This window comes from Colwellia sp. PAMC 20917 (genome assembly GCF_001767295.1).
GTDB lineage: Bacteria > Pseudomonadota > Gammaproteobacteria > Enterobacterales > Alteromonadaceae > Colwellia_A.
In genome coordinates this window covers 4,058,982-4,072,027 of record NZ_CP014944.1, presented here as the reverse complement: position 1 = coordinate 4,072,027, position 13,046 = coordinate 4,058,982, and the positions used below count along the sequence as shown (strand labels likewise).

Below are 13,046 nucleotides of genomic sequence, written 5' to 3'. Positions count from 1 at the left end.
TTTAGCAAATATCCTCAATAAACTTAGCCATATCACGACAAGGCATTAATGCTAATTTTTGATGTTGAAATTGTCTAACCGGCATAATACCCATAACACTGTTGCAAATAAACATCGCTTGGATATTAACAAGCGCAGCAAGTTTTACGTTAACGATCTCAATTTTACAATAATTACCCGTAGTCTGTAAGATATGATTACGCATTAACCCTTCGACACCTGACTCTTTTAGTTCTGGTGTGTACCAAACATTATTTTTCAGCCAAAAGACATTCGCCGCACTTGCTTCAACAATATTATCAAAATAATTTAGTACTAATAAATCATCTTCTGCTCGGTTATCGACTTCCTGGCGAACAAGCACCTGCTCAAGACGATTAAGGTGTTTTATCCCTGAGAGTAAAGGGCTAATACCTAACTTCAATGAAGATACGCCCAAATGAAGACCTTGTTGTTGCATGTTTGCATAATGTTCAGGAAAAGGGTGAAAAGTAATAATAACGTTACTTGTTTGGCAGCCTTGTCGAGAATATCCTCGCCCACCATCACCTGCCGTTATAATCACTTTTGCTACAGACAAAGTATAACGCTCTGCTACAGCCATTAATTCAATAATGACTTTATTCATATCTGGCAAGGGAATATTGAGCGTTTTACAGCTCATGGTTAATCGTTCAATGTGAGACGCTAATCGTTCAACTTTACCATCAAGCACTTTCGCAGTAGTAAAAACGCCGTCACCATAAGCTAAGCCGCGATTATTGATTGAAAGGTGTTGCTCTACTTGACCATTAACACTTTGATAATACATATTGGGTTTCATTAGAAATAGAAAAGCCTGAATACTGATGACTAGTATTCAGGCTTAAACAATTAACTGCAAGGTTTAGTTGATGATATTTCTCGGTTATTGCGCTTAAACTTTTTTAAAGATTAATGAACCGTTCGTACCACCAAAGCCAAAAGAATTACATAAAGCATATTCTAAATTGGCGTCACGTGCCGTATGAGCAATATAATCTAAATCACAACCTTCGCTGGGATTATCTAAATTTATTGTTGGTGGTACCACATTATTCATTAAGGCTTGCACCGTAAAAATAGTTTCAACCGCACCTGCTGCGCCCAACAAATGACCCGTCATTGACTTTGTAGAACCCATCATAAGTTTATAAGCATTGTCGCCAAATACCGATTTTACTGCGTTGGTTTCGGCAATATCACCTGCGGGTGTTGATGTACCATGAGCATTAATATAACCAATTTTACTTTGGTCAACTTTTGCATCATTAATTGCATTAATCATCGCGCGCGCGCCACCTTCGCCATTGGCAGGTGGCGAGGTCATATGGTAAGCATCTGCACTCATACCAAAGCCAACCAGCTCAGCATAAATTTTTGCACCACGCGCTTTTGCATGTTCAAATTCTTCAAGCACTAAAACACCTGCGCCATCACCTAGTACAAAACCGTCGCGGTCTTTGTCCCAAGGACGTGAAGCTTGCTCTGGTGCATCATTACGCGTTGATAACGCTCGTGCAGCACCAAAACCGCCAATACCCGTTCGTGTTGAAGCTTTCTCAGCTCCACCGGCTAACATAGCGTCAGCATCGCCATAAGATATCATACGAGCCGCATGACCAATATTATGCACACCACTTGTACAAGCCGTTGCAATAGAAATGTTAGGACCTCTTAAGCCGTGCATCATCGACAAGTGACCAGAAATCATATTTATAATGGTGGAAGGCACAAAAAATGGTGATAACTTGCGAGGACCTGCATTAAGCATTTTCTCAACGTTTTCTTCAATTAATCCTAGGCCGCCAATACCAGCACCAACAGCAACACCAACTCTGTGGGTGTTTACATCATCAATTTCAAGACCTGAGTCTTTAAAAGCCTGTATACCTGCGGCAACACCATATTGAATAAAAAGATCCATTTTCTTGGCTTCTTTTCGTGCAATATAATCTTCTGCATTAAAGTTTTTAATTAAACCTGCAAACTTGGTGGTGTATACAGAGGTATCAAAATGTTCAATATTACTAATGCCACTTTTACCCAGCAGTAAATTTTGCCAAGTAGATTCAGGACAGTTGCCCAAAGGGCTTAACATACCAAGACCGGTAACAACAACGCGTCTCATGACTATGTGCCTCCGCTAAGAGTTTATAAGGAAAAGAAATCGTTATATTCTCATGTTGAGAAAATAACAATATATACCCGATCCACTTCAAGATGCAGTTTCAGAATTAAGCTAGGAAGTCAGACAAGGCGCGATACGAGGGCAGTAGTTATTCCCTTACCAAGTATTGTAACGATGAGCTCGCTTTATAGCTTATCTGCAACGTTATTGATTTCAACAATAGAATAACTATTCTCTTCAATCAATGTTTTGGCCATACGGATATAAGTACTTAAGTTATGTGTGGAACAATAACCTGTGTCGCTTACTCTTTATCGACTGCTGAAACCTGCATCTTGAAGTGGTACGAGTATGAATCGTAGATAAAAAAACAGGCGGTAAAAACCGCCTGAATGTGTACTTTAAATTCTCATTTAAAAGCCTGGCTTGAAAACCAGTAACTAAAAACTAATAATTAACGTTGTAATTATTGGTTAGCAGTAACGTAATCAACAGCTGCTTGTACAGTTGTGATTTTTTCAGCTTCTTCATCTGGAATTTCAGTATCAAATTCTTCTTCTAACGCCATGACTAATTCAACAGTGTCTAAAGAGTCAGCACCTAGGTCGTCAACAAAAGAAGAGCTAATTTTAACTTCTTCTTCACTTACACCTAATTGTTCAACTGTAATTTTTCTTACGCGTTCTTCAATAGTACTCATTTTTTTTCCTTTCTAGAAAATATAATTTTTCGTAATTGTGTGTAGTTTATTCGTCAACAGCCTAGCTTGCAAGCTTCTAATTTTAATTTTCGTCTGGTCTAACCTGTTGACTGCTCTAAATTTGTTCAATTTGTTGGTTCAATAATATTAAGCCAACTAATTAAACCATATACATACCGCCGTTTACATGCAATGTTTCGCCAGTAATATATGCTGCACCATCGGAAGCTAGAAAAACAACTGCGTTAGCAATTTCTTCTGGCTTACCTAAGCGATTTGCCGGTACTTGAGAAAAAATACCTTCTTTTTGCTCATCTGTTAAGGTTTGTGTCATATCGGTATCGATAAATCCCGGCGACACAGTATTAACAGTTATGCCACGAGATGCAACCTCACGCGCTAATGATTTTGTAAAACCAATCAATCCAGCTTTTGCGGTTGCATAGTTTACTTGCCCTGCATTGCCCATAGTGCCAACTACTGAGCCAATATTAATAATGCGACCATTGCGTTTTTTCATCATAGCGCGAATAACCGCTTTACTGATTTTAAACACAGATGAAAGATTAGTATCAATAATATCTTGCCATTCATCATCTTTCATTCGCATAAATAAATTGTCACGCGTAATACCCGCATTATTGACTAATATATCAATGCCACCATGATTCTCTTTGATCGCTACAAACATAGCGGCAATAGAATCATTGTCAGTAACGTTAAGCACTAAACCATGGCCTTCGCCTAGATATTCACTAATGTTATCAGCGCCATGTGCAGATGTTGCTGTACCTAATACCGTTGCACCTAAAGCTTTAAATTGGCTTGCAATGGCTTTGCCAATACCGCGACTTGCGCCAGTAACTAAGACGACTTTTCCTTCAAAAGAAAACATAATTTACCCTATTTAATTGTTTCTAATGCTTTAGTTAATGATGCTTGATCATTAACTGAAACACTGGTGATTGTTTTGTCGATACGTTTAATTAACCCTACTAATACTTTACCTGGGCCAGCTTCTACGACGAGTGAAACACCGTTTTTTGCGAGTAGCTCTATCGTTTCTGTCCAACGTACTGGACTGTACAATTGCTTTATCAAGGCTAATTTTATTGCTTCAACATCTGTTTCTGCAACAACATCAACATTATTTACCACGGGAATTTCTGGTGTATTAAAAGTGATATTATTAAATGCTTCCGCGAGCTTGTCAGCGGCATCTTTCATCAATGCGCAATGCGATGGCACGCTTACCGGTAAAGGTAGCACGCGTTTTGCGCCCGCTTCTTTACATAAGACACCGGCACGTTCTACCGCAGCTTTATGACCGGCAATAACGACTTGTCCTGGCGAGTTAAAATTAACAGCCGCAACCACCTCGTTATCTTGTGCTTTTTCACAGGCATCAATAATCGCTTGATCATCTAGACCAATAATAGCAGCCATAGCGCCAACGCCCTCAGGTACAGAGGCCTGCATAAATTCGCCACGTTTTTCAACTAACTTTACACCTTCTGTTAAAGAGATAACACCCGCACAAACTAATGCCGAATATTCCCCTAAACTGTGACCCGCTAACATTGCCGGTTTACAATCAGACTGTGATGACCATAAACGCCATAATGCAACACTGGCGGTTAATAGTGCCGGTTGGGTAAAGTTTGTTTGATTGAGCTTTTCTACGGGACCCTGCGCAACTAATTGCCAAAGGTTATAACCTAAAGCAGCAGACGCTTCTGAAAAAGTATTTTGTACGACTTCATTGTCAGCAAAATCAGCTAACATACCGACAGTTTGTGAACCTTGACCGGGAAAAACAAACGCTAAATTATTTTGCATTTTATTACCTAATGTTTATTTGTGTTTTAATTAAAGGTGTATTGATAATACTTAATGGATTATTTTCTTGATAAAAAGATAATGCTTTAAATACGCTTTATGTTAACTCAATACTAATAATTTATTTGCGACCACAAGCAAAACCATTTTCAAGTTTGTCTTTTATTTTTTCTGGCACTTGACGTTCAATTTCTTTTATCGCCTCTAATATCGCCATATAAAAAGCTTTTGAACTGGCATCACCGTGACTCTTGACCACAATACCGCGTAATCCTATCAGACTTGCGCCGTTATACTGGTCGGGGTTCAGGGGTTTAAAGAGTTTTTTTAACGTTGAGGACAATAAACGTCCAACAATTCGGGTAAAAAGGTTGCGAGACAACACAGTATTCATTTTTTGGTAGACTAAACGAGCAACACCTTCACAGGTTTTCAGCGCAACATTACCGACAAAGCCATCACAAACAATCACATCTGCTTTGTTGGTGAAAATATCATTACCTTCGACAAAGCCGATATAATTAATATCACTGTTTTGCGCTAATTTTGCTGCGGTTTGTTTTATATGGTCACTGCCCTTCATTTCTTCTTCACCCATATTCAACAAAGCTATACGTGGCGACTTAATCCCATCGACCTGCTCTGCCATAACAGAGCCCATAACAGCAAACTGGTACAAAACATTAGAGTCACAAAAAACATTTGCACCTAAGTCGAGCATAAAAACATGTTTGTTTTCATCATGGGTAGGAAGAGAAGAAATTAATGCTGGACGTTCAACACCAACAAGTGTTTTCAAAACGAAATGGGCCATTGAAAAAAGTGCACCGGTATTGCCAGCACTTACACAGGCTTGTGCTTTGTTTTCATGAACAAGGTCAAGTGACTTTCGCATTGAAGAATTTTTTTTGTTACGCAAGGCAACAATAGGTTTATCGTCCATAGCCACTATTTGAGTGGTTGGAAAGATGGTTAGTTGGGGGTGGTTAGCACACTGACGTTTAGATAATTCAGCGTTAATAATATCGACATCACCGCAAAGAATGAGATGAAGTTCTGGAATGTTTTTCACTGCTAAGATGGCAGCAGGAATTGTTATAAGGGGGCCTTTATCGCCCCCCATAACATCTAACGCTATGGTTAGACTTTTCAAAGCAATCAGCTTACTTGTTGATTACTTGAACACCTTTGTAAAAGCCATCAGCTGTTACATGATGACGACGGTGTGTTTCACCAGATACTGGATCTACTGATAAGTTTTCTGTTGTTACTGCGTCATGTGAACGGCGCATGCCACGTCTTGAACGAGACTTTTTGCTCTTTTGAACTGCCATTAGCTACTCCTAAAAATCGGTTAATCGTTATTAATTAAATAAGTTGTTTATTTAAATTTCTGTAATATATCAAATGGGTTTGGTTTTTCCAGCTCTTCAGGCAATTCGCCCCATACACTGTCAACTGATGCCTGACACTGACTGGGCTCATGCATTGCAATTAACGGAATTGCGAGTAATAACTCTTCTTCCACTAATTCTAGCAGGTTAACTTCACCATTTTCATCTAATTCTATTGCGTCATAATATGACGGCAATGCTTCAGCGGCTTCATCATCTTTAGCAGGACTTAGAGTAAACTCTACATCCAAATCTATTATCAATGGTTCAGTACAACGCTGACAAGTTAATGCTACTGATACGGATCCTGTTCCTGATATGACATTCAAGCCGAGATCGTCCACATCAAAATTAACATTAACCTGCATCTGCTCATTGCATGGAGTACACACTTCAAGCAATCTATTCATCCCCGACACTTCAAAGAAGCCGTCACACACCAACCTGCGTTGGGCGCTCTTTCGGGGGTTTATCATTATCGGGAGTTTAAGATTTTGCATAAGGCGCGCATATTAATGTGCTTGCCCCCTGCTGTCAAAAGAAAAATAACAATTTTTGTTTAAAAATTAAAGAAAGCCCACATATTATTGTATAACTGTTTATATTTTGAGTAATTCCTGTGAAAACTTTAGTTTTAGCTTCTACATCGCCTTTTCGAAAAATTATTTTAGAAAAGTTAAATTTAGCTTTTGATTGTGCAAAACCTAATGTCGATGAAACACCATTAATTAACGAAACAGCCATTGAACTTGTCGAACGTTTAGCCGTAGAAAAAGCCAAGGCTGTTGCCAGTCAATTTCCGAATGCGCTGATTATTGGTTCAGATCAAGTGGCTTTGTCTGCAGGAAAGATATTAGGTAAACCGCATAATTTTGAAAATGGCTTTAAACAACTGAGCAGCTTTAGCGGCAAAGCGGTAGAGTTTCATACGGGTTTATGTGTGTTCGACAGTTCAACAGGAAAAAGCCTCTCGTTGGTTGATTTATTCACCGTACACTTTAAAGAACTTTCTGCACAAGAAATTACTGCCTATTTGCATGCCGAAGAGCCTTATAACTGCGCAGGGAGTTTTAAAAGTGAAGGACTAGGTATTTGCTTATTTGAAAAGCTTGAGGGGGATGATCCTAATACCCTAATAGGTTTACCGTTAATTAGACTGATTAGTTTACTTAAAGCGCAGGGGTTAGATGTGTTACAAGAGCAACGAAAACAGCAATAGTACCCGTCGTTTAATCGGTGTGTATAATAGCCGAGTTAACTGAGCTTAGTTGTTGGGAGCAACGTTTGCTATTTGACTAAGCAATCAAATAGCAAACAGTTAATGACAATAGCGACAGGTGTTACCCCTTAACCGCCCTATTTAACAATAATTGATGTAGTTCAGCCAATGAGCCAACAATCGCTTTTGGTTGATACTTTGACAGCACGTCTTCATCATGGACACCATAAGTTACCCCAATACTATCGACCCCTGCTCTTTGCGCCATTTCAAGGTCAAAAGAAGTATCACCTATCATCACCGCTTGATGCTTTTCAATCTTTAATTCTTTTAACAAACTATTGATCATATCTGGATCAGGTTTAGAAATACTTTCATCGGCACATCGAGAGGCATGGAAAAAGTGTTCGGTATCACTCGTTAACCAAACACGTTGTAAACCTGCTCGCGCTTTTCCTGTCGCAACAGCTAAAAACTTATCTTCATTTTTTAAATTAACTAATAATTCAAGCGCATGATCAAATAAAGGGGTTGGCGTGGTATTTACTTCAACATATTGATGCTTATATTGTGCCGTTAATAATTGTACCTGCTCTTCATTAGCCTCAGGAAATAACGTTGCAATTGCTTTAGGTAAACTTAAGCCGATAATTTGTTTCGCTTGATGATAACCAGGTGGTACAAGTGATAATGCAACAGCTGTGGCTTGCATTGAGAAAACAATACGATCGACAGAGTCCATTAATGTGCCGTCCCAGTCAAAAATCACTAATTTATAGTTGTGCATATTTTCTCTTTTAGTCATTTAATAATTAAGGTCTATTTGCTAAGAAGTGTTTAGGTTTATAAGGAAGATAATGGCGTGAAGCTAAATTTACTTTAGTATCACGCCAGAGGAATTACTTTAGTTTTGTTAGTAAATTTTGTAAAGAATGCTCTAACGGTGCTTCTATTTTAATTCTTTCATCGGTACTTGGATGAGTAAATTCGATACTAGCCGCATGTAAAAATAAGCGCTTAAGTCCTAGTTTTCTCATATCTTCGTCAAAGTTTTCATAGCCATATTTTGAATCACAAGCGATAGGGTGACCTTTAATTTGACAATGCACACGAATTTGATGAGTACGACCCGTAACCGGAAAGGCGCGAATGAGTGTGGCATTTTCAAAGTTTTTTAACACTTTAAAACGCGTTTCTGATTCTTTACCATTAATGTTATCGACAACAACGACACGTTCACCCGATTTTAAATCATTCTTTTTCAAGCCTTCCGTTACACGGGTTAATTTAGTCGACCATTGTCCCTTAACTAAGGCATGATAAAATTTCTGCACCGTTTTATTACGCAACTGTTCATGTAAGTGACGTAAAGCTGAACGTTTTTTAGCAATAACTAAACAGCCTGAAGTATCTCTATCGAGTCGATGAACAAGTTCAAGCATTCTTGCGTCGGGGCGTAAAGCTCGCATGGCTTCAATTAAACCAAAACTTAAACCACTACCACCATGAACTGCCATGCCGGAAGGTTTGTTAATAACAATTAAACGGTCATCTTCGAACAATATTTGTTTTTCTAAATTAGCGACAATATTTAATTTAGTAGACACTTCATTAGTATTTTCAGAAATACGAATGGGCGCAACACGAATCAGATCCTCATCTTGTATTTTGTATTCTGGTTTAGTCCGTTTTTTATTAGCCCTTATCTCGCCTTTTCTTAATAGGCGATAAATCATGCTTTTCGGCACACCTTTTAAGGTTTTTAATAAAAAGTTATCTATTCTTTGACCAGCGTCTTCGCTATCGATTGTATAAAATCGAACTTGGGGTTTTGTATTTTCATTCATAAAAGCGAGTTTAACATATATATTTTCATTTTAGCGTAATTAACTCAGCGATTTAATTGCCTTTTGCCTCAAATAAGTGGGATAATCTTGGCGTTATTGTTTATTTAAGACAATAAGGTAAAAAATAGAAGCTTTTAGCGAAACGTAAGAGGCAAAATGCGGCCACATTAATGTGCGTTATCACGATAAATTATTATCGACGACACATTAACCGAACGGCCTATTGCAAGAATTGACCTGAATAACAAGTCAAAAAACGGCATAAACATTTTAGTCCCGCGCAACGAAAGCTATTTTGTAATGATATAAACCAAATTAGATAAATTTCCATCGAGCAACAAACCGAATAGTAAGCCAAAACGCCGAATTTCAAACTGCTCAACAAATATCAATTTGATAATATCGAGCACAGCACAATTTGCTGCGCGCATGAAGAAACAATTTTTCTTGGGTGAATATCACCTGAGAGTACAATCAGATTAAATAACAGCTTACAGCGCACTATGGCGCTGTAATATGACACCCGAGAGGCTGACAAATTGCTGTTACCATAGCGATAAATTGCTTTGTGTTCGAAGCTTATAGTGTTGTGACTAAAATGAGTCACTAAAACTATGAAACGTATGTTAATTAACGCTACACAATCGGAAGAGTTACGTGTAGCACTTGTCGATGGTCAACAACTTTATGATTTAGATATCGAAAGTCCTGGTCATCAACAAAAGAAATCAAATATTTATAAAGCAAAAATCACGCGTATAGAGCCGTCTCTAGAAGCTGCATTTGTTGACTATGGCGCGGAACGTCATGGTTTCCTACCGATGAAAGAAATCGCACGCGAATATTTCCCTAAAGGTTATACCTTTCAGGGTCGTCCAAATATCAAAGAAGTCTTGCGCGAAGGCCAAGAAGTTATAGTTCAAATTGATAAAGAAGAACGCGGCCAGAAAGGCGCAGCGTTAACGACTTTCATCAGTTTAGCCGGTAGTTACTTGGTATTAATGCCAAATAATCCTCGTGCTGGTGGTATTTCTCGTCGCATTGAAGGCGATGAACGCACAGATTTAAAAACCTCTTTAAACAAATTAGAATTACCTAAAGGCATGGGCTTAATTGTTCGCACTGCTGGTGTTGGTAAAGACTATGAAGAATTAGACTGGGATTTAAACGTTCTTTTACACCATTGGAAAGCCATTTCAGAAGCGGCAGAAACTAAACCTGCTCCCTTCCTAATTCACCAAGAAACTAACGTTATCCTTCGTGCTATTCGTGACTATTTACGCCGCGATATCGGTGAAGTATTAATTGATCGCCCGAAAACATTCGAAAGTGTTAAAAAACATATAGAAGTGGTTCGTCCTGATTTCTTAAGTAAAATAAAACTCTACACGAACGATGTTCCCCTATTTACCCATTACCAAATTGAAACACAAATCGAATCTGCGTTTCAGCGTGAAGTAAGACTTCCTTCTGGTGGCTCAATTGTTATTGACCCAACTGAAGCGATGACATCAATCGATGTTAACTCTGCCCGCGCAACTAAAGGTAGTGATATAGAAGAGACCGCATTTAACACTAACTTAGAAGCTGCTGAAGAAGTTGCTCGTCAATTACGTTTACGTGATTTGGGTGGTTTAGTGGTTATTGATTTTATTGACATGACACCTGTGCGTCATCAACGTGAAGTTGAAAATCGCATGCGTGATGCTGTAAAACAAGATAGAGCTCGTATTCAATTAGGTCGAATTTCTCGTTTTGGTTTATTAGAAATGTCGCGTCAACGTTTACGCCCTTCTATCGGTGAAACTAGCCAAGGCGTTTGTCCTCGTTGTAATGGTACTGGACACGTACGTAGTGTTGAATCATTAGCCTTGTCTATTTTGCGTTTAATGGAAGAAGAAGCCATTAAAGAAAATACGCAACATGTACAAGCTCAAGTACCTGTACCTGTAGCGACTTATCTTTTGAATGAAAAGCGTCGTTCAGTATTTCATATCGAAAAACATCACGGCGTTAATATTCTTATTATTCCTAATCCTCATATGGACACACCACAATATGAAGTCATTAGAGTAAGAACCGACGAGAGTGTTGAAGAAGCAAGCTACGAAAGAACCATTACTGAAGCTTCAGTTGAAGAAGCTGTAATGCCTAAATTCGATAAGCAAGCCGCTAAACGTGACGAGCCAGCCTTACAAGGCATGTCTTCACCTAAGCAATCAGCACCGTTAACCGCCGTAAAACCTGTAGCGCCTGTAGCTCCAGTAAAAGCATCTGCGGGCTTATTTGATGGTTTAATTAAGTGGGGTAAATCACTCTTCGCTGCTGAAGAGGAAGTTGCACCTAAAGTTGTTGAACCTGCAAAGAAACCTGAAAGCAACAACAGTGAACGTCGTCCGCAACGTGGTCGTCAAGGTCAACGTCGTAACAATAATAATCGTAACGAAAACCGCAACGATAACAGAAATGTTAATCGTAACGACAAACGTAATGATACTCAAAATGAAGACCGTGCTGATATCAAGCCAGTCATTAATGACAATAAAGACAACATTAATGACAATAAAGATAACAAGCCGAATAAACAGCCTCGTAAAGCGCCAGTAGAGCGTAATACTAAGCCTAAAGAAGAAAAAACTACAGTACGTCGTCAACGTCGTAACAACAGTAAAAAAGTACGTATTGTTGATGAAAACTCAACGGTTGTTAATAACGCTGCGTTAAGCAAAATAGCCGCAGAAGAAAAGGCTCAAGTAGTCGCGACTATCGATGAAGCGTTAACCGTTGAAACTGTAGTTACACAAGCCGATGCAACACAGCCAGAGCTTAGTGAGACTAAAACTAGTGATGAACAGCGTCCTAGAAACCGTCGTTCGCCTAGGCATTTACGCTCTAATGGGCAACGTCGTCGTCAACCTGCTGAAAATCAGGCAGTTGATGTTAACGCAGCAGCAGTAACAACTGAAGTTAGTGAAGACCCTGTTGAAGCAAGATATCCTGAAACGCCAGTAGTTGAAGCACCAGTAGTTCAAACACCTGTTGCTGAAACACCTGTTGTTGAAACGCCTGTTGCTGAAACACCTGTTGTTGAAGCGCCTGTTGTTGAAGCGCCTGTTGCTGAAGCACCTGTTGTTGAAACGCCTGTTGTTGAAGCGCCTGTTGTTGAAGCGCCTGTTGCTGAAGCACCTGTTGTTGAAACACCTGTTGTTGAAACGCCTGTTGTTGAAACGCCTGTTGTTGAAACGCCTGTTGTTGAAGCACCTGTTGTTGAAGCGCCTGTTGTTGAAGCACCTGTTGTTGAAACGCCTGTTGTTGAAGCGCCTGTTGTTGAAGCGCCTGTTGTTGAAGCACCTGTTGTTGAAACGCCTGTTGTTGAAGCGCCTGTTGTTGAAACCACGGTAGTTACAACACCGGTAGTTGAAACAACGATCGTTGAAACGACCACGGTTGATACACCGGCAGATGAAAAGCCAGCAGTTGAAACAACGGTTGTAGAAACAACGACGGTTGAGACAACAGTCGTTGAGACAACGACTGTTGAAACAAGCAAAGCAGAAGTTCAACAAGATTTACCTTTTGACGAACCTCAAGTTGCAGAGCAAGAAGTTGAAAAACCAAAGCGCGTTATTTCAAGAAAACCAAGCCCTAAAGTAAGCTCAAAAGCAGGGAAAGTTTCTAGTAAAGGTAGTAAGCCAGGTAAATCATCTGCGCCAATGACTAAAACAGAATCAATTACCACCATGAATGAAGTTCCTACGGACTTCGTTGCTAGTGAAGATCGTGTCAAGCATGCTTCATCGGGTAAAATGGCAAGAGTATCTAACGCAGTAAGTCGTAGTGGTGCAGGTCCAACTAAACCATAGACCTATATAGCGTATATATTTACCACTAGGTAAAA

The 13,046-nt window shown here is 39.3% G+C and carries 12 protein-coding genes; 2 read left to right on the top strand and 10 right to left on the bottom strand.

Annotation, left to right across the window (positions count from 1 at the left end):
- Window position 1: 1 nt before the first annotated feature.
- From pabC to yceD, 8 genes are all read right to left on the bottom strand, one after another.
- Window positions 2-811 (bottom strand): aminodeoxychorismate lyase, encoded by an 810-nt coding sequence (gene pabC, locus A3Q34_RS17445; RefSeq protein WP_070377234.1) that lies wholly within the window; start codon window positions 809-811, stop codon window positions 2-4.
- A 105-nt stretch (window positions 812-916) separates the two neighbouring features.
- Window positions 917-2,155, bottom strand: a complete 1,239-nt coding sequence (gene fabF, locus A3Q34_RS17440; protein ID WP_182216877.1) for a beta-ketoacyl-ACP synthase II — start codon at window positions 2,153-2,155, stop codon at window positions 917-919.
- 460 nt (window positions 2,156-2,615) lie between these two features.
- Window positions 2,616-2,849: an acyl carrier protein gene (gene acpP / locus A3Q34_RS17435; protein ID WP_070376501.1), complete on the bottom strand. Its 234-nt coding sequence runs from the start codon at window positions 2,847-2,849 to the stop codon at window positions 2,616-2,618.
- 160 nt (window positions 2,850-3,009) lie between these two features.
- On the bottom strand, window positions 3,010-3,744 hold the full coding sequence (gene fabG, locus A3Q34_RS17430) for a 3-oxoacyl-ACP reductase FabG (RefSeq protein ID WP_070376500.1): 735 nt from the start codon (window positions 3,742-3,744) through the stop codon (window positions 3,010-3,012).
- A gap of 8 nt (window positions 3,745-3,752) precedes the next feature.
- A complete protein-coding gene (gene fabD / locus A3Q34_RS17425; protein ID WP_070376499.1) occupies window positions 3,753-4,688 on the bottom strand; it encodes an ACP S-malonyltransferase in 936 nt (311 codons plus the stop codon).
- 121 nt (window positions 4,689-4,809) lie between these two features.
- Window positions 4,810-5,811, bottom strand: coding sequence for a phosphate acyltransferase PlsX (gene plsX, locus A3Q34_RS17420; RefSeq protein WP_070377233.1), 1,002 nt, complete (start codon window positions 5,809-5,811; stop codon window positions 4,810-4,812).
- Window positions 5,812-5,851: 40 nt separating this feature from the next.
- The gene (gene rpmF, locus A3Q34_RS17415; protein WP_070376498.1) at window positions 5,852-6,022 is read right to left on the bottom strand and encodes a 50S ribosomal protein L32; all 171 of its coding nucleotides are present in this window, start codon (window positions 6,020-6,022) and stop codon (window positions 5,852-5,854) included.
- A gap of 47 nt (window positions 6,023-6,069) precedes the next feature.
- On the bottom strand, window positions 6,070-6,582 hold the full coding sequence (gene yceD, locus A3Q34_RS17410) for a 23S rRNA accumulation protein YceD (RefSeq protein WP_070376497.1): 513 nt from the start codon (window positions 6,580-6,582) through the stop codon (window positions 6,070-6,072).
- Window positions 6,583-6,701: 119 nt separating this feature from the next.
- On the opposite strand from yceD, the gene A3Q34_RS17405 reads away from it, so the two are divergent.
- Window positions 6,702-7,301 carry a Maf family protein gene (locus A3Q34_RS17405; RefSeq protein WP_070376496.1) on the top strand — a complete coding sequence of 200 codons (600 nt, stop codon included), beginning with the start codon at window positions 6,702-6,704 and terminating at the stop codon, window positions 7,299-7,301.
- A gap of 121 nt (window positions 7,302-7,422) precedes the next feature.
- Here the strand turns inward: A3Q34_RS17405 and A3Q34_RS17400 are convergent, their stop codons facing one another.
- Together A3Q34_RS17400 and rluC are read right to left on the bottom strand one after the other, a co-directional pair.
- Complete coding sequence (locus A3Q34_RS17400; RefSeq protein ID WP_070376495.1) at window positions 7,423-8,088, bottom strand: HAD-IA family hydrolase; 666 nt, start codon at window positions 8,086-8,088, stop codon at window positions 7,423-7,425.
- Between the two features lie 112 nt (window positions 8,089-8,200).
- Complete coding sequence (gene rluC / locus A3Q34_RS17395) at window positions 8,201-9,148, bottom strand: 23S rRNA pseudouridine(955/2504/2580) synthase RluC (RefSeq protein ID WP_070376494.1); 948 nt, start codon at window positions 9,146-9,148, stop codon at window positions 8,201-8,203.
- A gap of 614 nt (window positions 9,149-9,762) precedes the next feature.
- On the opposite strand from rluC, the gene rne reads away from it, so the two are divergent.
- The gene (gene rne, locus A3Q34_RS17390; RefSeq protein ID WP_070376493.1) at window positions 9,763-13,011 is read left to right on the top strand and encodes a ribonuclease E; all 3,249 of its coding nucleotides are present in this window, start codon (window positions 9,763-9,765) and stop codon (window positions 13,009-13,011) included.
- Window positions 13,012-13,046 lie beyond the last annotated feature (35 nt).

Coding starts and splice junctions, on each gene's coding strand:
- fabD (WP_070376499.1), bottom strand. CDS start 4,688: ATGCAAAATAATTTAGCGTTTGTTTTTCCCGGTCAAGGTTCACAAACT.
- A3Q34_RS17400 (WP_070376495.1), bottom strand. CDS start 8,088: ATGCACAACTATAAATTAGTGATTTTTGACTGGGACGGCACATTAATG.
- acpP (WP_070376501.1), bottom strand. CDS start 2,849: ATGAGTACTATTGAAGAACGCGTAAGAAAAATTACAGTTGAACAATTA.
- fabG (WP_070376500.1), bottom strand. CDS start 3,744: ATGTTTTCTTTTGAAGGAAAAGTCGTCTTAGTTACTGGCGCAAGTCGC.
- rpmF (WP_070376498.1), bottom strand. CDS start 6,022: ATGGCAGTTCAAAAGAGCAAAAAGTCTCGTTCAAGACGTGGCATGCGC.
- yceD (WP_070376497.1), bottom strand. CDS start 6,582: ATGCAAAATCTTAAACTCCCGATAATGATAAACCCCCGAAAGAGCGCC.
- plsX (WP_070377233.1), bottom strand. CDS start 5,811: ATGGGGGGCGATAAAGGCCCCCTTATAACAATTCCTGCTGCCATCTTA.
- pabC (WP_070377234.1), bottom strand. CDS start 811: ATGTATTATCAAAGTGTTAATGGTCAAGTAGAGCAACACCTTTCAATC.
- rne (WP_070376493.1), top strand. CDS start 9,763: ATGAAACGTATGTTAATTAACGCTACACAATCGGAAGAGTTACGTGTA.
- rluC (WP_070376494.1), bottom strand. CDS start 9,148: ATGAATGAAAATACAAAACCCCAAGTTCGATTTTATACAATCGATAGC.